This window comes from Proteiniphilum sp. X52 (assembly GCF_003712195.1).
Classification (GTDB): domain Bacteria; phylum Bacteroidota; class Bacteroidia; order Bacteroidales; family Dysgonomonadaceae; genus Proteiniphilum.
Genome location: NZ_RDSD01000001.1, coordinates 1 through 21,252 on the forward strand (window position 1 = coordinate 1; position 21,252 = coordinate 21,252).

Sequence of the window (21,252 nt, forward strand, 5' to 3'; positions counted from 1 at the left end):
CGCCCCTCCGGTAAGGGTGCCCAATACCCTTTTTTCCCTGTCGATGAGTGGCGAACCCGAGGATCCCCCTTCGGTGGATCCGGTATCCCATGCCCCTACTTCCCAAAAGGAGTTGGGTTCAGCCTGGTAATTATTGGGAAGAGCAAACGAACCGAGGTGTAACCGGTCTTCGTCTATGGCCACTTTCTTGACCCCTCCGTTGGGGTGGTGCAGGCCGTGGAACGGTGCTGAAGGAGAAGAGCGGGCATTCCATCCCAGATAATAGGGTTGGTATTCTGCCGGAGGGATCTCTTTCAACCTGAGCAGGGAGATATCATGTCTTTCGCTGATCAGTACCGAATCGGCCGAAGCCATGGTCATCTGTAACGGGCCGCGGATATCAGTATCGCACAACGGTGAATGGTAATTGAAAAAGGCGACGATGCTGCCGGCAACCATGTCATATCTTCTGTTGGCCAGGAAGCTGGGGTTGTAATTGTTATTCAGGCAGTGGGTGGCAGTCAGCAGGTAGGGTGTGCCATCTTCTGCCGTATTGTTTACAAGAGTGCCGGTGCAATAGGTTATCCCGTTGATGATCAGTCCCACCACCCCGCTTCCGGGTTGGATGTCCTCCGGGTAGCAAATCAGGTTGGGATGGCAATCCTGCTGCGGGTCTCCCATCTCAGTGGCCCTGAAGAAGATCCCCAGAAAATCGTGATTTACTTCACCTACCTCGACCTCACCCTTGAATACCGCTTCCAGCGGTTCCTGATATTCCACGATTAATTCATCGCCCCCGACAGGCTGTACGGGAAGCATGTTTAGTTCCGTGTTGTTTTTTTCGGTATATGAACCTAAGATCTCCGACTGGTCAGAGTTATACACGAACAATTGGGCCCCCGGGGGTAACCTGAACTTTGAAAAAAGAATATTCAATGAGTAAGCACCTTTCGAACGAATCCCCACACGCCATACCTTCATATTGCCGGTAACAAAGCAAATACCTGAATTGTCAGGACGGAGGAACGGATGAAATTTGTGGGCAAACTCTAAGCTTTTGAGGTTTGCCCGATCCTGCCGCGACTGCCGTAATGCTGCCGTCACGTTGAATGAGGGCATATCCACGAAAAGATCTGTGGCCGGTTCTATATATCTTGCCCCCATGCCGGCGTGAAGCGGAAGGGGTTTGCCCCCGTAACTGATCTGCCCCGAAACCGTATGGAAGAGGAAACAGAAAACAAATAGAAGACTGCTCTTCAGTATAGGCTGGAAAGAGTAAGGTATACTTCTCATGAATAGGAATTAATTTCAATTTTTTATTTCTTCTTTTGTAATTGAAGAAATAACTGCAAATGTAAGGTTTTTTAAGGAATAGCCGTCATTTCGCGCTAAATTATTTATCTAAGAAAGCGGAGTAAGTGACAGGAATGATATTTAACCGCATGAAGATTTTTTGGGGTTCTTTTCGTCTGGCACTATGCTTCGCCTCCAAATTCCATTAGATAGGCTTTGATAAACTCATCCAGATCACCGTCCATCACACCTGTCACATCTGATGTCTGGTAGTTGGTACGGTGGTCCTTTACACGGCGGTCATCGAATACATAACTGCGGATCTGGGATCCCCATTCGATCTTTTTTTTACCTGCTTCAATGGCTGCCTGCGCCGCACGGCGTTTCTCCAGTTCTATCTCGTAAAGCTGCGACTTAAGCAAACGCAGGGCGTTTTCGCGATTACCCATTTGTGAACGGCTCTCGGTATTCTCAATCACTATTTCCTGTTCTTCGCCCGTGTCAGGATCTTTATACTGGTAGTGCAGGCGCACGCCTGTCTCCACCTTGTTTACATTCTGTCCTCCCGCTCCTGACGAACGGAAAGTGTCCCAACTCAGGTTGGCCGGATTCACTTCTATCTCAATGGAGTCGTCAACCAACGGGACGACAAACACCGAAGCAAACGAAGTCATCCGTTTGCCCTGCGCGTTGAAGGGGGACACGCGTACCAGCCTGTGCACGCCGTTCTCGCTTTTCAGGAATCCGTAAGCCAGATCGCCCTCCACCTGCAGGGTGGCGGTTTTGATGCCGGCATCATCGCCATCCTGCCAGTGGGTGACGAGGGTTTTATAGTTCTTGCTCTCGCACCAGCGCTGATACATGCGGAAGAGCATCGAAGCCCAGTCCTGGCTCTCCGTCCCGCCTGCACCGGCGTTGATCTTTAGTACCGCGCCTAATTGATCCTCCTCACGACGGAGCATGTTTTTCAACTCCAGTTCTTCGATCAGTTGAAGCGCGCGCGTGTAATTGGCGTCCACCTCCTCTTCCGACACAATTCCTTCCTTGGCGAAGTCGAATGCTAACTGTAATTCTTCAGTTGCGGACTTTACCTCCTGGTATGCATTGATCCAGTATTTTAACTCACGCACCACCTTCATCTGTTGTTCAGCCGCTTTGGCGTCATTCCAGAAATCGGGCGATTGGGTGCGTAGTTCCTCCTCTTCTAATTGGATACGCTTTGCATCGACGTCAAAGATACCCCCTCAGCGCGTCCTCGCGCTCCAACACATCTTTTAGTTGGTCTGTCGTTATCATATGATATTTTTTATGTGATACTTTTCTTTGATCTTCGTCAACTTTCCGGCATAAGGAAAGAATTGACTTTGTAAGGAGCGACAAAAATACACAAAAGATACCGAAAATCCATTAAGATAAGGAAATTCAAATGCGGATGGATGGCTTTATGGTATGTTATTCAGGTGAATCAGTATAGACGAGTAAGGTTTCTCCCGCTTTTAATACCGTTTTCAGTTGTGGATTCCATGCTTTCAATTGCTCTACGCTGCATCCGTATATCCGGGAGATGGAGTAGAGTGTTTCACCCATTTCTACTGTATGGCTTTTAGCAGGAGAGGAGATTATAGAATTCTCTTCTTCTCTCAACACCATGTCGCTTTTTGCCCGCCGAAGGGTGTCTTTTCCCTGCCCTTTCCCGCGCGTGGTTGATTGGTGACGCGTGAGGGGCGGATTTTTCTGCGGATCGGTCTGCGCCAGAATAATAGATCCGTTCGCCGAATGATCTTCCCCTTGTCGGGTGGTTGCCGTGGATTCCACTGTTTCGCGGAGAGTTACTTCCGGAATATTGGGTTGTGCCGGTTCTTTATTTGTCGCGACACGTTGTTTTTTACTGGCGGGAGGATTACGTCGTGTCACATAAGATGCATTTTCCTCCAAAACTCTCCCCCCGCGTAAATAGCGGGACGCGTAATATATTTCAGTGGAGGAAGATATGATCACTCCACTGGTGGTGGAAGAATGTATAAATTTAAATTGTCCGTTGGAAAATGCTTCCGTCACTATTCCCACATGTCCGACTCTTCCGTTTCTTCTGTTTCCCTCAAAAAAGACAAGGTCCCCTTTCCTGAGATCTTCCCTTCTGGCGATAGTGGGGATTTGCCTGTCTTGTCCGGCTGAACTGGGATCCAATCTGTATCCGAATTTTCTGAATACAAAGGAGGTGTAACCTGAACAATCGAAAGAGTGAGGCCCTTTTCCGGCAAACCGGTAAGGTTTGCCCAGGTATTGCCTTCCATATTGGATGATATCGTCCTGTAAAGTGGTGGATGTTTTGCTACTGGAGACAGTGGTTCTTCCCGCACCGCAGGAGGACAGGATAATAGTTATGGTTGCAAGGGAAACGGCTTTTAACCAGCCCTTATTCCTGGATGACATAGTAAACACGCTGTAGAGTAACATATATAGACCGCAAAAATAGGTAAAATCGTTGTTGTATCGAGCATACTTCTTATTTTTTAACAACAAAGACCGTGCGGGTGGGAGGAAAGAACAGATCAGGCAAAATATATTACAGGATAGCTCTTGCTTTCAGCACTTCCTCCAGATTTACCCCATCCACCATATGGATCGTTTGGAATCCCAGTTGTTGCGCGGTCTCGATGTTCGTATGATTGTCATCGATGAATAGAGATTCCCCGGCTTGTATTCCATAACGTTCCAGCAAAATACGATAGAGTCGCGGATCGGGCTTTACTGTCTTTTCCGCCCCTGAAACAACCATCCCGTCCAGATCCTTGAAAAAATTGTAGCGTTCCATGGCAATAGGGATCGTTTCAGCCGACCAATTGGTAAGGCCGTATACTTTGTATTTCTCTTTCAGCGGTTTAATCAGTTTTACATTCTCTTCGATGGTACCTCCCAGCATCTCATCCCATCGACCGTAATACATCGCTATTTCTTCACGATACTCAGGATGTTGCTCCTGTAAGACCCTCGTGCCCTCTGCCAGCGAACGGCCCGCATCTTGCAGCACGTTCCATTCATAGCGACATATGTGTCCCAGGAAATGATTCATATCCTCTTCTTTATCGAAGATTTCCCGGTAGAGATAAATGGGATTCCAATCAATCAGTACCCCACCGAAGTCAAAGACAATATTCTTTAATGGTTTCATATGACTAAAATATTTATTTTCAATGGTGTCATATGCAACTCGCTTTTTGATCGTGTTCTTGTGTGAGAACAATTATCATGCTCGTTTCATACGATTAAAACAATTCTCCCGCGCGTTTCAATATTATTCTTTAAATGGGATTTTTAAGCAGGGCGTCTGCCAATTCGGTACGATATGCGCCTGTTTTCGGATCAAAAATACCGAAACTTCCATTCCATTCCCAGTATGCCCAACTGAACCCCTGCTGTTCGATCCAACGCGCCAGATATTGTGTCCAACGGATTCGGGAATCCATGTCGGCTCGTGAAAACGCCCCGAATTCTCCGATATGAACGGGAATATTTTTCTCTTTGGCTATCTGTTTTGCCAACCTGAAATCTTCCTGTATCGCCTTACGCTCCTCTTCCGTATCCCGCCAGGTAGTTCCCAGCCACGCTTCGGACCCTTCCACCCACTCCGCGGCCTGATGGGTGAAATGGAAAGGATGATAATAATGGATAGTAAGGATAAGGTTCGCATCGTCGGGGATGTCGAGCTTTTGTAATGCATTGACTCCGCCCCATTCGGCCACACCCAATAGCACACAGCGCATGGGATTGCTTTCGCGGATCACCTGCAGGGCATCTTTTGAATAATTGTTCCATAGATCGGCAGTCAGATTATCATGCGGTTCATTCATAATCTCGAAGAGCAGGCTGTCGGGATACTCTTTGAAATGATCGGCAATCTGTTGCCATTGCGTCAGGAAACGTTCTTTCTGTCCTGCCGGATCAGCATAGAGCGCATCGTGATGGTGCATGTTGATAATGACATGCAGCTTGTTTCTGAGTGATTCATCCACGACCGATTGTATGGTTTCCATAAACTCGGGATAAATGGTATATGGGCTGGAAGATATACTCCGGTCTTCCCTTTCCCATCGGATGGGGATTCGCACATGGCTGAAGCCGAGGTCGGCTATGCGTCGCAAATCCTGTGGGTCGAACGGCGACTGCCATGAAGGCATTGCTTCGAAGGTATTGCCGATATTCATTCCCCGGGCCAGCCGTTTGTTTATTTCATGGGCTGTCGCCCATGATGGTTCTTTTTCCGAATCGTGATTCTCCGATCCTTTGGAGTCGGCGTGAATACAATTCAGCAGCGCAAATAAAAGCACCGGAAAGAGAAATGTGTAAATCTTTTTCATTTTAGAATTTTATATTGGTATCTCAAAGATATTTTTTTCTATTTGACCCATCTCCTGCGCACAAAAGAGTAAATAAAGAGAATGTAACCCCATTGAGGCAAATTCCCGTTTCCCTCACTGCTTGGATTCTTTTTTACGGGTAAATTCAATCGGCAACTTACCCATGGAGGTGTCGGCCGTTCCTTTCACCTTGTTTTTCTCTTTCCAGATCACTACTTTCACATTTTCCCCCGCATATACAGTCGTTGTCAGTTTCCCGTCAGCTTCTTTCAACTCCTGATTCTTTACATTCAGTTGTGAACCTGTGATATCCGCCACGCACTTATCTTCCACTTGTTTTATGGTTACCTGATAATCTTGGTACCCATACGGCGCGTCGGCCACTTTCGCGGTCCACGTGCCTTGTACGGATTTTGTCAAATCGCTTGAATACAACGTTGTATGCAGGCTTAATAATAATACTGCTGATAATAAAACACCGATTTTTTTCATTTTGTACCTGTTTTTTGTTTAATTAATTGAAAAGCCACGCAATATGCTGTGGCGTAAAGATACAAAATGTAATTTTATAATTTGCATAACCCCATCTTTTTGTCCTTATAATTGTTGATATATATATTTAAAGAACTTCATCCAACAAGAAGACAGCACTATCGAACTGGGTTGAGATATTAATTTCGATACCTGCATTCATTAAAAACTCTCCTTTGAAGACCTTGTCGTTACCCCAAAATGAAGATCTTCCACGATTATTGATTTCCTTTATTCGATAAGATTTATCGGGATGGAGTCCTTGTAAATGAATACGGGGAACAACTCCACGATTATTGATTTCGGTACAAAATGCGAACATTACAGCATTCTTACTATCTTTGCTTACATACATCTGGGCAGCATAATTGTTACCGGGATCGTAAGGCGAAATAAGGCGGTACAAATCCCCTTTTGTGACAAGAGGTCTTACGTATGCCTTATAATCACGAATTGCCTGTTGGGCAAAATCCCAGTCCTCGCCAACGATGTCTTTGGGTTGCAATTCAAGTCCTAACCGACCGGTCATTGCCACGTCAAAACGGAATTTTAACGGAGTAATACGCCCTGTCTGGTGGTTCGGGTTGGTGGAAACGTGGGCCGCGGTGGCTACCGGAGGGTAGATCAGATTGGTGGAATATTGTATATACAAACGTTTGAGCGGATCTGTATTGTCCGATGTCCAGAATTCATCATGATAGGGTAGTGCCCCGTAGTCAACACGCCCACCACCCGAAGCGCATACCTGAAATATAAGGTCGGGATATTTTTCCCTGATTTTCTCATAAATACTGTATAAACCTTTTGTATATTCTATCCAAAAATGGGTTTGTCTTTCTGCGTTTAAATAGGTCGATCCGACTTGTTCAACATGTCTGTTGGCATCCCATTTAATATAGGAAATTCCCTTATTTTCCGTTAAGAGATTATCTACCATTTCCCAGATAAAATCCTGCACTTCAGGATTGGTCAAATCCAACAGTAACTGATTCCTTAATGTTATTTTATCACGTCCCGGACTCTGCACGATCCAATCGGGATGTTTTTCAGCAAGCTCGCTTTTCGGATTAACCATTTCGGGCTCGATCCATATGCCAAATCTTATTCCCTTCCTTTCCGCATAGTTGATCAGGTATTGCAATCCGTTCGGTAGTTTTTTCTTGTTTACCTGCCAATCGCCCAATCCTGCGTTATCGCCGTTACGGGGATATTTATTCCCGAACCATCCGTCATCCAGTACGAACATTTCTACCCCCATACGGGCAGCATCGTCTATCATATCGATAATGGTCTGTTCCGTGAAATTAAAATAGGCTCCTTCCCAACTATTCAACACTACGGGACGCTCTTCGTAACCTTTGTGCAATGCATACGAACGGCTCCAATTATGGAAATTACGTGATATAAGGCCTTGTCCTTCCCTGCTGTATGTATAGATCATTTTAGGAGTCTCATAAGATTCTCCCGTTTCAAGCGTGTAGTCCGATAAATAAGGATTTATGCCGGCCAGAATATTTAAATGGTCTAATTCGTCCAATTCAAACGACAATTTATAATTTCCCGACCATGCCAATGCACCTCCGTAACAAATTCCTGCATTCTCTTCAACGGGATGGTTTAAAGATAGGATGAAAGACGGATTCTCGGTTTGGGTAGTCCGTACTCCTTTTTTCGATTCAATACTCTTTATACCGTATTCGAGTTTCTCCTCCACGCGGTTTATTTCTCCCGCCCATGCCCCGTTAAAATGCGTCAGGTAATAGCTGCCGGCTTTCAGATTAAGGAATGAGGAATATATATTTTTCAGTTGTATACTGCCTTTTTCGTCGTTTTTTATCCTGACCCATTGGGCGATTACGTCTTCTTTATGGTATGACTCAAAATGGAGATATACGTTCAGGTCATACACCCTGTCTTTGAGGCTGATAATTGTATGCGTAATATTTTCATCCTTTTTTATCACCTCTGTGTTCGTATATACCAATTCCGTGATGAGACTGCCATCGGAATGAATCACGCTCAAAGCCGGTTCATTTACATAACCCAGGCCGTTTGTGGGGTAGGTTTCATAACTCAGATCGCGGTTTGTGTCGGCTTTTCCGTAGCTTTTCACATTTGCAAATACGGATTCGTCATTCAATTTTTTTCCGTAGTAACGAAATGTCAATCTACCGGTTTCACTTACCGTGAAGATCAATGCAGTATTGTCTGTGTTTATCGAACAGACTTTATTCTCCTGAGAAAATATAAGTTGAGATGTCAAAAAGAGTATTATAGTATAGATAATTCTATTTTTCATTATGATTAAAACTATTTATTCCTATATAAAATATATCCTGCAGTGATGAACTACAAAATTAAGATAACTATTAAAATTAATTATACTAGTTTTATATGCTAATCAGGTATCATAACTTTTCCATTATTGATGTAAACCTGCTTAATAAGAGGTCTTTCTGTATTACTGTTAGGTGCATGATATGAAATCATCAAACGCCCCTTAACATCGTTAAACAGCATGGCATGGCCTCCATCATCATCATTCAATGGTTCGGCTTCCTGTGTCCATGGACCCAATAAATCCCCTGATTGTGAGGTTGCTTGCCCGATGGCATATTTTCCGTCCTTGCGGAAACTCGACCACAACATAATCAATAGCCCATTGTCCAATGTATGAATGAAAGGTGCATCCGTAACTTTTCCGGTAGTATTTCCCGAAGAAATATCACCAACCCATGGGGCTTCCGATGCTTTAAACAACACTTTGGGTTCGCCTACGGTTTCCGTGAGGTCTTCTTTGAGCTGTTGGGCAACTACCTCCCCGTCTCCTGCTTCGAGCCATTCATGGCAGTATATTATCCATGGGGTTTTATCTTTATCGACATACAGCGCCCCGTCGAGACTCATCCATTCCGATGGTGTAACCGCCCTGTTTACCACAGGAGTAAAAGGACCTTCTGGTTTGTCGGCAACCAAAACGGATGTCCCTCGTTTGATATTCGGTGCGCTTAAAGTGATAAACATGTAATATTTGTGTTGATAGTGATATACGTCGGGTGCCCAGAAATCAGATTTTCCCCAGAAATCACTGCTTGGGTTAAAAGCGATTCCCATATCTTTCCACATGGTCAGGTCTTTACTTTTGTAAACTCTGACTTTTTTATTCCCATTCACATGCATGTAATATACCTGATTTTCCCTGTCCACCAATATGAATGGATCGCGAACATGCATCTCATTTACCCGGAGGTCATAGATCTCCTCCGGTTCGGGTGTCGGCGTAGGATTGTCAGGATTGGGATCTTTCCCGTTCTCACAACCTTGTATAAAGATAGTGTTTGTAAAAAAGAAGAATAAAAGGAACGAATTAAATGCTTTTTTCATTGTTGTATCTTTTTTGTTGATTTTTTATAAGATAATTATGTGATACTCTTTGTTTTGTTTCTAAATAACCTGTCCTTAGAGTAAATAATTATATTTAATTATTGCGGAATATCTTAAATAAGAAGCAAACAGCTTCTCCATATCAGTAGCTTTTAGTAGAGGGTGTATTAAACAAATTCTCATTTTTAGCACACCCTCTAAAATAACCTTTTGTTAATATCCCGGATTTTGTTTTATCCTCGGATTTTCAATCAATACATGCGATGGAAGAGGGAACAGCAGGTTTTTTTCACCAAAATTGTTTCCTACTTGTTGGCCGACTTCAATATATTTATTCATACGTATGAGATCCGGTCTTCTTTTACCTTCATACCAAAATTCCCAACCTCTCTCTTTCAATATCCAATCTCTTAGGCTTTCTTTATCGGGAAAGTCAGACAGTTTGATAAGAAAATCCCCGACACCGCCTGTTACTTGTTCCTTGGCCTCAAATACAATATCATCGATCCAGATGTCATAATTGTTTCCGGTGTTTCCCAATGCAAAGAATATTACGCAATTTCCGTCTTCTCCTGCGGAAGTTGTGTCAAAAGAAACATTTTTAACCTCACCGGCAGTCAAAGGAATAATCTCTGTGTGAGATAACGGTCCTTCGGAACGGAAATCAAGATTCATGTTTTGACTGGATTTAACGTTGAACCTGACTGAATAAGTCCGGTCTTTCTTTACAGGTTGGTTGTCGGCCCGTACCTGAAGAGCCCAAAATTCATTATTGGATCGTATCACGTTTATATGCAACGAATTTTCACCCGATAGCACACTTGTATTATCAATAGCGTAGGTCCATGCTGCACCGTTATTTTCATCATAATTATTCATTGTGAAAAAACCGGCAGCATTCCCATTGATTTCCGTATCAAACTCCTCTTTCAAAATAATTTCAGAGGGAATGGATACTCCGGCTCCAAAGGCACGTTTTCGGATATCATTGATCAGATTGATACTTTGTTCATTAGGGCCGTTCAGTTCATTCAATGCCTCTGCCTTGAACAATAATACTTCGGCATATCTGTCCATTACTTTGTCGTTTCCGGCCCATATTCCGGATGCCTCAGGGTCTATTCCATATTTCAGGGGTAATGCACCAATGTCTCCTGTTTCTCTCAGGTTGGTTATAGATCCGCTTTTTGTCCTGTATTCAACTACAGCCAATTCGCGTCTTTTATCATTTTCGTCAAACGTATCATAAAAATCCCAGGGCATGCGATGTCCGTTCCATCCGTCGACCACATTGCCGTGAGGCGATGCGAAATCCCCGGGCAGAATATTGGCATAAGTATGATTGCCGTAATCGGCCAATGCCTCGGCACGTATGACAAATATCAACTCGCGGTTACCTTCATTCTGTGCTGAGAATATATCCGCATAATTTTCTTCAAGTCTGTAATAATTCAAGCCGATTATCTCATTTGCTATATTCAATGCCTCCTGCCATTCTTTCTTAAACATGTGGTATTTTAGCAAATAGTGTAGAGCAGCCCCTTTGGTTATTCTGCCGTATTGACTCCATTCGACGGGCAGCATATCGGCAGCGGTTCTTAATTCTGTCCTGATGAATTCTTCCACCGATTCTGCCGAGGGTCTTTCAGGCCTATAATCAGGATCTGGATTGATGGCGCGTTCCGCTTCGATGATCATCGGCATGGGTCCGTAGAACCGGTAAAGGTCGAACATGAAAAAGGCGCGTAAAGCTTTGATTTGAGAGATATATTCGTTTTTCACCTCATCACTTAACGCACATTCTTCTATTCGTGCAATGGTATATGTACAGCGTGTGATATTGGGTGCAGTCCAATCGTAAAATCTTATGGCCATTGCTTCCTGGGTTGTCCATGTTCCGTTAAGAAAATTAGTCCAGGCCCATTTTGTAGTCCATTCGTCTGTTACGGCTACATCCATAACAAAAGAACTTCCGTCGGTGAAAAGATAAGGTCCCCATCCTTTTTGCCTGAGTTCGTAGTACAACGCTGTAGTGGCGGCTTCAAGATCCTGGGGAGTTTTGAATGCATCTTCGTTGGTGATGGTCCCATACAGTTGAGGGTTTAAGTCTCCTTCACATGATAAGAAGTGAAACCCTAATAATAAGATAAATATATATTTAATTTTACCTTTCATGATTCTTGGTTTTAAAATTTGATATCCAGACCAAAAGAGAATGTTTTTTGTTGCGGGTAAGAGGCTCTGTCACGTTCTACTTCAGGATCAAAACCCTTATAACCTGTGATTGTGAGCAAATTCTGTCCTGTGAAGAAAACTCGTGCATTCAGTCTATTTGTATTAAAAAGTCTCGTAATGTCATAGCCTAGTGTCAGGTTTTTAAGACGCAAGTACGACGCTTTTTCGAAATGAGGCGCTCCGAATGCATCGTAACTATTGACTTCGCCGCTCGGCATAGTCGTATCCAGATTGTCCGAACCCCAGCGATTTTGGATCTCCCGTAGATAATTATAATTATCCCTTAGCATCTGTGTTCCGTAACTGCCATAGACGCCATGTTCCACATGAGTGGAAGGCCACCTGTATGCTCCGACCGACGCATAAAGGAAAAGATTCAGATCAAATCCCTTGTATTTGAATTCATTGTTAAATCCCATGGTGAACTTGGGAGCATGGGTGCCGATATACACTACGTCAGCCTGGTCAATTTTGCCATCGGGTTTTCCCGTAAGATTGCCCTCTTCGTCCAAACCGTTCACATCTTTGTACTTTTGTTGTCCGGGTAACAGGCCGGGCATATAAGGTGTTTCTTCACCCGGTTGCTTTATTCCGTCGGGGATAAGTGCATACAAGGCCGTGAGAGGTGCGTCCGCTTTTTCATAAGGCCTTAGTATTACTTTCGGGTCTCTTTCTTTCCATCTATCCCGGTAAGAGGTATAGGTAAGGGTTGATCCCCAGTAAAGAGGCCCTTCCAGATTGATCGTATTCAACGTTACTTCAACACCGGAACTGCGCGTTTTCCCTATATTCCAAGGGATATTGCCTATAATGGATGTATGAGGTAATGCCCGGTAACTGAGCAAGTCTTTTATTTCTTTGTAAAATATGTCTATGCTTCCGTTTATTCTGTTGCGGAAAAATCCGTAATCTACTCCAAAATTGGCTTCTGTTGTCGTTTCCCACTTCAGGTTGGGATTCCCAAATTTACCTAAATTTACTCCGCGCTTTTCCCTGTCGCCAAAGTAATAATTCCTACCCTCAAATTGGTAATATTCGGATGCCGCACCATTGCCTATATTCTCATTACCTACTTGTCCCACACTGATTCTCAGTTTAGCATCGGACAACCCATCAATATTGTGGAGAAAGTCTTCATTGATAGCGCGCCAGGCAAAAGCCCCTGACGGGAAAAAAGCATAACGGTTGTTTTTCCCGAAACGGTCGCTGCCGTCGATACGTCCCGTAAATGTAAATAAATATTTATCGGAAAGGGAGTATTGAACACGCCCGAAGTAAGATGCCAGTACGTGTTTTGATTTGGATGAACTCACCACCGGCCTTCTTTCCCCTGCCTGTAATCTATACCATGAAATGGCATCGGAGGTAAATCCCATAGCCCGTGCGTACGCGTCTTCATAATTCATTACCTGATAGGAGTAACCTCCCATCGCGATGAATTTATGTTTGTCGTTTAGTGTTTGTTGGAAGTTGACAACAGCATCGGCTGAGTAATCTTCCCTATATGCCGAGTTGATGTTGGCATCACCTCCGATCTGACTGCCATAACGCGTTGTCATTGGGTAATAGGCTTGCCGGAGTCCGTCTCGGATATCGGTGCCGCCTGATAATTTTATCCAAAGTATATCTTGTATGATATGAAAATTAGTGTAAGCTGTTGCTAAAAAACGTTTTGTCTTTGTCTTATCCTGCATGTCGAGATAAGAAAGCGGATGATTCAACAATGCCTGATTGGGATCTTCTATCCATGCTCCGGTAGAGGGATTCCTTTCGGCTTTGACAAGAGGACTGTAGTTTAAAGCCGATTCGATTATTCCGGCGGCAGCATCGCGTCCACCACCCAATGCTGCATTATTTTCCATAGCATATGAGCCAAGGGCCGATATCCCATAATCCCACCATTTGACTATCTTATGGTCGAGATTATAACGAAGGCTGTACCTGCTGTAACCTGATGTCTTTATAACCCCTTCCTGATCGAAAACGTTGAACGATACAAGCGATTTAACGTCATCATTTCCGTAGGTAATTGTAAGGTTGTGCTGATTGACTTTGCCTGTACGGGTAATCAGGTCATACCAGTTGGTGCCTACTCCGGCAGCGCGGATCTCTTCTTCCGTATATTTAGGATAATAAGGGCTTACGTTGGAAGGATCGGTGTTGCCATAAGGAAATATTGTATTGGCCATCAGATACAGTTCTTTATTATAGCGTTCCTGCTCTCTCATGAATTCACTTCCGTTCAGCAATTCGGGTCTTTTGATGATCTGCTGTATGGAAGTACTCATATTATACTCAACCTGTGTTTGTTTCGTTCCGCGTTTAGTTGTAATAAGGACAACACCATTGGCACCTCTTGCACCATAGATAGCGGTAGCTGAGGCATCTTTCAGTATTTCTATGGAGGCAATGTCGTTCGGATTGATATCGCTAAGAGGGCTGCGGTTTCCCGCACTCCATTGTGTTCCACTACCGGGAGAAATGCCATCGTTCACGATAGGAAAGCCGTCAATAACATAGAGCGGTTGATTTCCTGCTCCTGTCGATGCTGCCCCACGGATAAGTACTTCTATTCCACCTCCGGGTTGGGCGCTTGTTTGTGAAACGGTAAGCCCGGCTGCGCGTCCCATCAGCATTTCGGAGAAATCAGGAGAAGAGGATTTTACCAGATCATCAGGTTTGACGGATACGATGGAGGCATTTATATCACTTCGTCTCATGGTTCCGTATCCAATGACAACAATTTCATCCAGAAGCCTTTCATCCTCTTCCAGGACTATATTTATTGTGTTCATGTTCCCGGTATTCACACGCTTGGTCTTATAGCCTACATAAGAAACAATAAGAGTGGTTTTTTCAGGTACTTTAATCGTAAATTTCCCGTCTATATCGGTAACAGTTCCTCTGGAAGAGTTTACTTCCATGACGGAAACGCCAATGAGTGGTTCGCCTGCATTGTCGGTTATTTTTCCATTGATTTCTTTTTCTTCAACATCCTGCTGCATAGAATGTGATGCTCTATCCGTTTGGGAGACTGACAAAATTATTATTCGTTTGTCTTGTATCCTAAATGTGGTTTTTGTACCTTTGAGCACTTCGGAGAGCACTTTATCGAGAGATTGATCCTTTACTTGAATGGATCTCTTTTGTGTTACATCGATAGTAGAAGCATTGAATGCGATAGTAAGCCCTGTTTGTTTTTCAATTTCTTCAAAAATGTCGGCTATTGTTGCATTGGTCTTTTGAATGTTTACAGGCTGTGTCTGTGCCGAAATAGTCAGGGGTATGGATAAGCATAATAACAAGACAAGATGATAAATGGAAAAAGTTTTCCGTTTTGATATTATTTTTTTCATTATGAGATTTATTTTTAAAATTTGTCGTTAAATACATTTTTTACAATTGCTTTGACGTATATTGGATGTATTTGCGATTTCAAACCGGAAAGTGACCTGCAAGTACAACTTTCCGGTTCTTTTTTTCATGGGCTTTTGTTTTTTGCCTGTTTTTTATTAATAGATATATATATTATCTCCTTCTATCCTGTAGTTGAATTTGTTAATCAATAATTGTATTGTTTTGAATATCTCGTAAAGAGATTCGTCCGGGGCGAATTTTACAGTAAGTTTTTCACCTTTGATTTCTTTATAATTAGCATATATCCTGACATCATATTTGCGTTGAATTTCCTGCATGATATCCTCTATATCTGCATTCTGAAAAGATAAATATCCCTTTTCCCAGGCCAATTCAAGTTCCAGCTTAGCCTGCCGTATGAATGTCTTTCCGGTTTCCCTGTCAAGTACAATCTGCTGCAAAGGTTCAAGGACAAAGTTTTCTTCGGAGTTTTTCATGTCTATTCTTACCTTTCCGTCCACTAAAGTCGTTATGATCTCGCTGTTCTCGACGTAAGAAGAGACATTGAATATAGTTCCCAAAGCTTCTATATTCATATCGTTGGTTTTTACGATAAAGGGTCTTTTTTTGTCATGGCTGACTGTAAATTTAGCTTCTCCGCTTAAAAAAACCTCTCTTCTTTTCGCCGTAAAATTGCGTGGATACACAATAATCGAACCGTAATTCATTGTGACTGAAGAACCGTCAGGTAAATCTATTTTCCGGAGATTGGCATTGGGGGTAAAATATTCGACAAATTCCACGGATTGGTTTTCCGAGTTTTTCACGTACAAATAAGCTGCCAGGCCCGTTATGATAGGAATTAAGAGAACTGCGGCAATACGTATTAATTTAGGAGTTGCTCTCAACCTCTGTTTTCTTTTGTCAACACCAAAACGGACAATCACTTCATTGAATGAGTTCTTTGTTGAAGAATCGGCTATTGACTCGATACCGTTCCACTGTTCAACCAAGGCTTTCTCTTTCTCTGACTCGGATGACGGTGATAATAACCATCGATAGAATTTCTTTTTTGTTTCTGCCGGATGATCACCTTCAAAAAATAATTGTACTATTTGCCTGATTTTTGACATGGATTCTCCCTTCTTTATAAATGATAACTGGAAAAATTTGATTCACACCTAATGAAATAAGATTTTTTTGTTTTTTTAACTAAGGGCTAGGGATAATATTATTGTAGATGAGAGGCAATGATGACAAATAAAAACGGGAAAGCTGTAATTATCTTTTTTATTCTTTTTAAAGCCAAGTTTAAATGATTCTCTACGGTTTTTTTTGAAATATTCAGGTTCTTTGCGATTTCATCGTTAGTAAGACCATCTATTCGACTCATTTCATACACTTTCTTCCTTTGTGGAGGCATTCCGTTAACGGTTAATTCGATAAGTAATTCCAGTTCTTTGGCATCCATCTCTTCTTCAATTGAATAACCTTCCCTTAGTTTAACGTTATCAATAAGGCTTTCTTCTTTATATTTTTGGGTGATATAATCTAAAGCAGCATTACGGGCAATCCTATAAATATATGCATCCCTGTATTCGATATACATGATCTTATCGAAGTTTTCCCATATTTTCACAAATACATCTTGAGTTAATTCCTCAGCTATTGCAGAGGATTTGATAAAGCGGGTTATGAAACATTTTACTTTCGGAAAATATTTGATAAATATATCTTCGTATAGTTTCAGTTTGTTTTCGTTCAAAATTCTTTATAGGTTGATTTATCGTAAACAAAGATATCACTGTTGTCCGATAAAAAAAAATTGAAAGAAGTACGAGGGCAAATTTAAGTTTGCCCGTCGTACTAATAATTGTAGTTTTGTATTCATCACAAAACAAGACTACAATGAACAAAAGTACACATTTCTTCGAACAATCGGTTTTCGGACAGCTCATCTCTATGATCGATACAAGAATAATTTCCCGGAACAGCAAGAAGTATAAAGCGGACCACTACATGAAGCGTTTTACAGCCAAGGATCACTTGGTCAGCATGTTGTTTTGCGTGTTTGCCAAATGCTCCTTGCTACGCGAAGTGGCCGGTTCAATGCTCGGGTTATCAGGCAAGACCGGGCATTTCCAACTAGCGCACATTCCTTACCGGAGCACTTGGTCGGACGCGAACAAGAGCAGGAGCGTGGATTTCTTTGCCGGTGTATACCACGATTTGCTCCAGGATTACCAGCGCGTGATCTCGGACACCCGGTTTAAACAGGTGATGAACAAACAAATCGAGATCTTTGACAGCACGGTTATCAGCCTGTTCCAGGATGTTTTAAAGTGCGTGGGTAGAACTCCTTCCAGTGGCAAGCGCAAGGGGGGGCATCAAAGTACACACCGTGATCAATGTCGATGAAGCCGCACCCAAAATGGTTTGGTTTTCATCCGCCACCACCCATGACCACGTGCTGCTGGGCAAACTCTCTACCAACGACAATGCCATTTACGTCTTTGACAAGGGATACAAAGATTATAAAGGATTCAAACTCTTTTGCGAAAAAGGTGCCGGCTTCGTTACCCGCATCAAGGATAATGCCGTATATAAACTGCGGGAAGGACTCTATTTTGACGAGTGCATTCACAGCGGGGTGCTGGATGACACTATCATTGAAGTGACCGTCAAGGAGGGGAATGGAGTTGAAAGCAAGCTCAGGCTGCGCAAGGTTGTCTTTTATGACAGGAAGTTGAAGTGCGAGTTCGAGTTTCTTTCCAACCTGTTCGAGATGCGTGCCGACTTGGTGGCAGATCGAACTGCTTTACAAGCAGCTGAAAGGCAATTTTCCGCTCAAGTACTTCTTGGGAGACAACGAGAACGCGATAAAAATACAGATATATTGCGTATTGATCGTGAACTTGATACTCACGATTCTCCAAAAGCGACTGGATCGACCTTGGGCGTTCTCTAACCTGGTCTCTTTTTGCAGGATACACCTGTTCAACTACCTGCATCTGATGAAATTCCTGGAAAACCCGGAGAGAGATTGGCGACGGGATGACCAAAAATTGGAGATGCTAACCCTTTTCAACGGGGCTCCCTTTTGAAAATGGATGAAATATAGAAAATAAAGCCTGGTAATAAACCCGCTACAAAAAAATAAAATCAAAATGGGTTTTTATCGGACAGTAATGAAAAGATATCAGATAAACAGACTGTTTTTTGTATGAAAGAGCAAAGAATCCATGATATTTACCGGGCCGATTTCTTGTAATCTTCCATAAACGCCTGTGTTATCCAGTTGGCCAACTTTTACTCGTAAAACAATTTTATAAATGCGTAGATGAATCTTGGTACATAAGGACATAATTGGTTTTAATAGTAAATTCATAACATATTTATTATCATATTAGAAAAATAGATACACGATTGTATGCTGATTGATTGTGATATCAGATGACATGCCTGTATGATTTTTAACTTCATTTTTTTAATTTAAGAATATATATGTGATTACAAAAAAGAGGCTCTGTCGTCATAAGAAAAGCAAGAGAAATATAATATGTTAAAACATTGTAGGTGAAAGTGATAAAAAAGTATGTAAGCAGAGGTGGAAAAATCTCCTACGGATCCTTGTTTATAATATTTGTTATGTTCTTACTGAGTCTGATCTATGTGAATTGTCAATGGGGAGCAAGACCTAATGAGGAGCCGGATCATCCGCGATATAAGATTGGCGTATGCGATTGGATGATATTAAAGCGTCAGAAGATTGGATCGTTAGAATTGACCAGTGAACTCAATGCCGATGGAGTGGAAATAGATATGGGAGGTCTGGGAAATAGGAAACTGTTCGATAATAAATTACGAGATCCTATCTTTGTTGAACAGTTCAAAAATGAGGCAGATAAATATAATCTGGAAATTGCTTCGATTGCCATGTCGGCTTTTTATGCACAATCTTTCGTAGAGAGGGAAAATTACAGGGAACTGTTAGATGACTGTATCCGGACGATGAAAAATATGGATGTGAGAATAGCCTTTTTACCGTTGGGGGTTCAAGGCGATTTAAATAAAAGACCCGATATCAGGCCTGAATTGATTAGGAGATTAAAAGTGGCCGGCGATATGGCGGAACAGGCAGGTGTGGTGATAGGCATTGAGACTTCGTTGGACGCTGCATCGGAAATTAATTTATTAGATGAGATCGGCTCTCCGGCCATTAAGACCTATTATAATTTTCAAAATCCGTTGGAAGCAGGTAGGGATATCTATGAAGAACTGAAATTACTGGGAACAGAAAGAATTTGCCAGATCCATTGTACGGACACCGATGATGTTACGTTGCCTTACAACAAGAGACTGGATATGAAGAAAATTAAATCAGTACTCGATGAAATGGAATGGAGCGGTTGGCTTATTGTAGAGAGGTCCAGAGATAAAAACGAACCGACCAATGTGGTGAAAAATTTTGGGACCAATATCGATTATTTGAAGATGATTTTTCAATAATAAATAGACAAAATTAAATCTTAAGATTAATGAGTGATTACATGTAATAGTGAAATTCGTCATGCTATATAAAACCAATCATGCCGAAAAAGAAAACTTAATATTTTATTTAATAATTTACCAATGAACAAATGTACTTTATTTAAAAGAGAAACATATACGCTAACAGGCGTAGCGATGTTGTTTCTATTCGTCTCTTGTATTGACGGATATCAGGATGATGATGTTTGGTCGGCTGGAGTTGAAAACGTCACTTTAGGATCGCCTGCGGTAGAAGACGTCATTATTACTCCCAGCGCAGATGGTTCTAAACTAACAATTGAATGGCCTGTTGTGATGGGGGCAGGCGGTTATGAATTTTCACTTTATATAGTAGATGATCCGGATAATCCTGTAGTTGTCGGCGAAGAAAAGCAGATTCTGGATGGATGTACCGTGGAACGCGAAATGAGGGAGGATACTTACTATAAAATAGTAATAAGAACACTGGGTAATGAAAAATACAACAACAAAGAAGCCGAAACAGCGACGGAAATTGCTTACAATAATCTACTTCCCGTTACGGCTATTATACCGAACGGGACGAATCTGACGGAATATTTCGCGGCTGATCCTATTCCTGAAAGCTCAACAGAGTTGTGTTATGAACTGGAAGCCGGAGGGAAGTATACCATGGACGGCAACATACCTATCGGAATGACCTCCGTTACTTTTCGTGGCAATAAAGTGAACCATGCAAATTTGACCATAACCAACGGTTCTTTCCTGAACAGCGGTGCAGGATTGGTACTAAAATTCATGGATATCGATTGCTCTTCTTTTGATGGCGATGTTACCAGCAATGCGATTATGCTGATGGATTCGAATTTTGATGAAACAGCAGCAGCCTCATTGTCTTCCAACGGGTACATCGTTATACCTACCACTTCTCCTGTTGCTATTCAGTCGTGTGAAATAAAAGGGTTAAAACAGTATCTGTTTTACGACAACGGAAAGAAATATGCTATTGGAACTTTCCTTATCAAAGATTGTATCATCGGTCAGAATACAAGTACTTTTAATCAGGCAACAATTCGTTTCCGATCTGGTATGGTAAAAGATCTGACTATGATTGGTAGCACATTCTATAACGAAGTCGTTGGGCACAGCAGTAACCGTATTTGTCAGATATCTTCAGGGCATGTGGGCAGCGTGAGACCAACCATGGAAGTTTGGGCAAACGGAAGCATGACCATTACCCATTCAACATTTTACCAGTTCCCTAAAGGAGCACAGTCATTTAATTCAAATGGTGCCATGGGACAAAGTACCGATAAAGTCACCCTCCAGAATTGCATCATTGTTGATTCCGGGGAAGAGGGTGGTTTTGTTAGACGCCTGCGAAGAGGAAATAAGACGGCAATTTTTACCGCTGGAAATAATTCATATTGGTATAATGGCGCATTTCCTTCCGGTGAAATCAGCAGTGGAAGGGACGAAAGCGGTACACACATAGAAACGGATCCGCAGTTAACATATAATGGCAATGGTCAATTCACATTGAATGGAGCGGAACAGATATCCAAACGAGTCGGAGATCCGCGTTGGCTGCCTGTTGAATAAAAAA

The 21,252-nt window shown here is 42.4% G+C and carries 16 protein-coding genes; 4 read left to right on the forward strand and 12 right to left on the reverse strand.

What is annotated here, in order from left to right; translation table 11 throughout:
- From D7D25_RS00005 to D7D25_RS00060, 12 genes are all read right to left on the reverse strand, one after another.
- On the reverse strand, positions 1-1,272 hold a 1,272-nt coding region (locus D7D25_RS00005; protein WP_122967323.1), incomplete at its 3' end, for a trypsin-like peptidase domain-containing protein.
- A 182-nt stretch (positions 1,273-1,454) separates the two neighbouring features.
- Positions 1,455-2,568, reverse strand: a protein-coding gene (gene prfB, locus D7D25_RS00010) for a peptide chain release factor 2 (RefSeq protein ID WP_122966964.1) whose coding sequence is annotated in 2 segments (ribosomal slippage) — positions 1,455-2,504 and positions 2,506-2,568 — 1,113 coding nt in all. Because the reading frame shifts where the segments join, the coding sequence is not laid out codon by codon here.
- Between the two features lie 156 nt (positions 2,569-2,724).
- A complete protein-coding gene (locus D7D25_RS00015) occupies positions 2,725-3,705 on the reverse strand; it encodes an NlpC/P60 family protein (RefSeq protein WP_158602495.1) in 981 nt (326 codons plus the stop codon).
- Between the two features lie 133 nt (positions 3,706-3,838).
- Positions 3,839-4,444 (reverse strand): HAD family phosphatase, encoded by a 606-nt coding sequence (locus D7D25_RS00020; RefSeq protein ID WP_122966966.1) that lies wholly within the window; start codon positions 4,442-4,444, stop codon positions 3,839-3,841.
- A gap of 130 nt (positions 4,445-4,574) precedes the next feature.
- Complete coding sequence (locus D7D25_RS00025; RefSeq protein WP_122966967.1) at positions 4,575-5,630, reverse strand: glycoside hydrolase family 5 protein; 1,056 nt, start codon at positions 5,628-5,630, stop codon at positions 4,575-4,577.
- A gap of 114 nt (positions 5,631-5,744) precedes the next feature.
- Complete coding sequence (locus tag D7D25_RS00030; RefSeq protein ID WP_122966968.1) at positions 5,745-6,122, reverse strand: hypothetical protein; 378 nt, start codon at positions 6,120-6,122, stop codon at positions 5,745-5,747.
- Between the two features lie 127 nt (positions 6,123-6,249).
- Complete coding sequence (locus D7D25_RS00035; protein WP_122966969.1) at positions 6,250-8,460, reverse strand: alpha-galactosidase; 2,211 nt, start codon at positions 8,458-8,460, stop codon at positions 6,250-6,252.
- 98 nt (positions 8,461-8,558) lie between these two features.
- On the reverse strand, positions 8,559-9,545 hold the full coding sequence (locus tag D7D25_RS00040; RefSeq protein ID WP_122966970.1) for a glycoside hydrolase family 43 protein: 987 nt from the start codon (positions 9,543-9,545) through the stop codon (positions 8,559-8,561).
- Between the two features lie 213 nt (positions 9,546-9,758).
- The gene (locus tag D7D25_RS00045) at positions 9,759-11,720 is read right to left on the reverse strand and encodes a RagB/SusD family nutrient uptake outer membrane protein (RefSeq protein WP_122966971.1); all 1,962 of its coding nucleotides are present in this window, start codon (positions 11,718-11,720) and stop codon (positions 9,759-9,761) included.
- 11 nt (positions 11,721-11,731) lie between these two features.
- Positions 11,732-15,136, reverse strand: coding sequence for a TonB-dependent receptor (locus tag D7D25_RS00050; RefSeq protein WP_122966972.1), 3,405 nt, complete (start codon positions 15,134-15,136; stop codon positions 11,732-11,734).
- Positions 15,137-15,292: 156 nt separating this feature from the next.
- The gene (locus D7D25_RS00055; protein WP_122966973.1) at positions 15,293-16,270 is read right to left on the reverse strand and encodes a FecR family protein; all 978 of its coding nucleotides are present in this window, start codon (positions 16,268-16,270) and stop codon (positions 15,293-15,295) included.
- Positions 16,271-16,368: 98 nt separating this feature from the next.
- The gene (locus D7D25_RS00060) at positions 16,369-16,902 is read right to left on the reverse strand and encodes an RNA polymerase sigma-70 factor (RefSeq protein ID WP_255417106.1); all 534 of its coding nucleotides are present in this window, start codon (positions 16,900-16,902) and stop codon (positions 16,369-16,371) included.
- A gap of 143 nt (positions 16,903-17,045) precedes the next feature.
- Here D7D25_RS00060 and D7D25_RS18205 point away from each other — a divergent pair, with 143 nt between their 5' ends.
- The 4 genes from D7D25_RS18205 to D7D25_RS00075 all read left to right on the forward strand — a co-directional run bounded on the left by D7D25_RS18205 (position 17,046) and on the right by D7D25_RS00075 (position 21,248).
- A complete protein-coding gene (locus tag D7D25_RS18205; protein ID WP_221407934.1) occupies positions 17,046-17,555 on the forward strand; it encodes a DUF4372 domain-containing protein in 510 nt (169 codons plus the stop codon).
- Positions 17,503-18,105 carry a transposase gene (locus D7D25_RS18210; RefSeq protein WP_221407935.1) on the forward strand — a complete coding sequence of 201 codons (603 nt, stop codon included), beginning with the start codon at positions 17,503-17,505 and terminating at the stop codon, positions 18,103-18,105. Before D7D25_RS18205 ends, D7D25_RS18210 begins: the two co-directional genes overlap by 53 nt.
- A 680-nt stretch (positions 18,106-18,785) precedes the next feature.
- Complete coding sequence (locus D7D25_RS00070; RefSeq protein WP_122966975.1) at positions 18,786-19,646, forward strand: sugar phosphate isomerase/epimerase; 861 nt, start codon at positions 18,786-18,788, stop codon at positions 19,644-19,646.
- Positions 19,647-19,769: 123 nt separating this feature from the next.
- A complete protein-coding gene (locus tag D7D25_RS00075; RefSeq protein ID WP_122966976.1) occupies positions 19,770-21,248 on the forward strand; it encodes a DUF4992 family lipoprotein in 1,479 nt (492 codons plus the stop codon).
- Positions 21,249-21,252 lie beyond the last annotated feature (4 nt).

Excerpts from the sequence above, each read along its gene's own strand:
- D7D25_RS00015 (WP_158602495.1), bottom strand. The coding sequence starts at position 3,705 with ATGTCATCCAGGAATAAGGGCTGGTTAAAAGCCGTTTCCCTTGCAACC.
- D7D25_RS00020 (WP_122966966.1), bottom strand. The coding sequence starts at position 4,444 with ATGAAACCATTAAAGAATATTGTCTTTGACTTCGGTGGGGTACTGATT.
- D7D25_RS00025 (WP_122966967.1), bottom strand. The coding sequence starts at position 5,630 with ATGAAAAAGATTTACACATTTCTCTTTCCGGTGCTTTTATTTGCGCTG.
- D7D25_RS00030 (WP_122966968.1), bottom strand. The coding sequence starts at position 6,122 with ATGAAAAAAATCGGTGTTTTATTATCAGCAGTATTATTATTAAGCCTG.
- D7D25_RS00035 (WP_122966969.1), bottom strand. The coding sequence starts at position 8,460 with ATGAAAAATAGAATTATCTATACTATAATACTCTTTTTGACATCTCAA.
- D7D25_RS00040 (WP_122966970.1), bottom strand. The coding sequence starts at position 9,545 with ATGAAAAAAGCATTTAATTCGTTCCTTTTATTCTTCTTTTTTACAAAC.
- D7D25_RS00045 (WP_122966971.1), bottom strand. The coding sequence starts at position 11,720 with ATGAAAGGTAAAATTAAATATATATTTATCTTATTATTAGGGTTTCAC.
- D7D25_RS00050 (WP_122966972.1), bottom strand. The coding sequence starts at position 15,136 with ATGAAAAAAATAATATCAAAACGGAAAACTTTTTCCATTTATCATCTT.
- D7D25_RS00055 (WP_122966973.1), bottom strand. The coding sequence starts at position 16,270 with ATGTCAAAAATCAGGCAAATAGTACAATTATTTTTTGAAGGTGATCAT.
- D7D25_RS18205 (WP_221407934.1), top strand. The coding sequence starts at position 17,046 with ATGAACAAAAGTACACATTTCTTCGAACAATCGGTTTTCGGACAGCTC.
- D7D25_RS00070 (WP_122966975.1), top strand. The coding sequence starts at position 18,786 with ATGTTCTTACTGAGTCTGATCTATGTGAATTGTCAATGGGGAGCAAGA.
- D7D25_RS00075 (WP_122966976.1), top strand. The coding sequence starts at position 19,770 with ATGAACAAATGTACTTTATTTAAAAGAGAAACATATACGCTAACAGGC.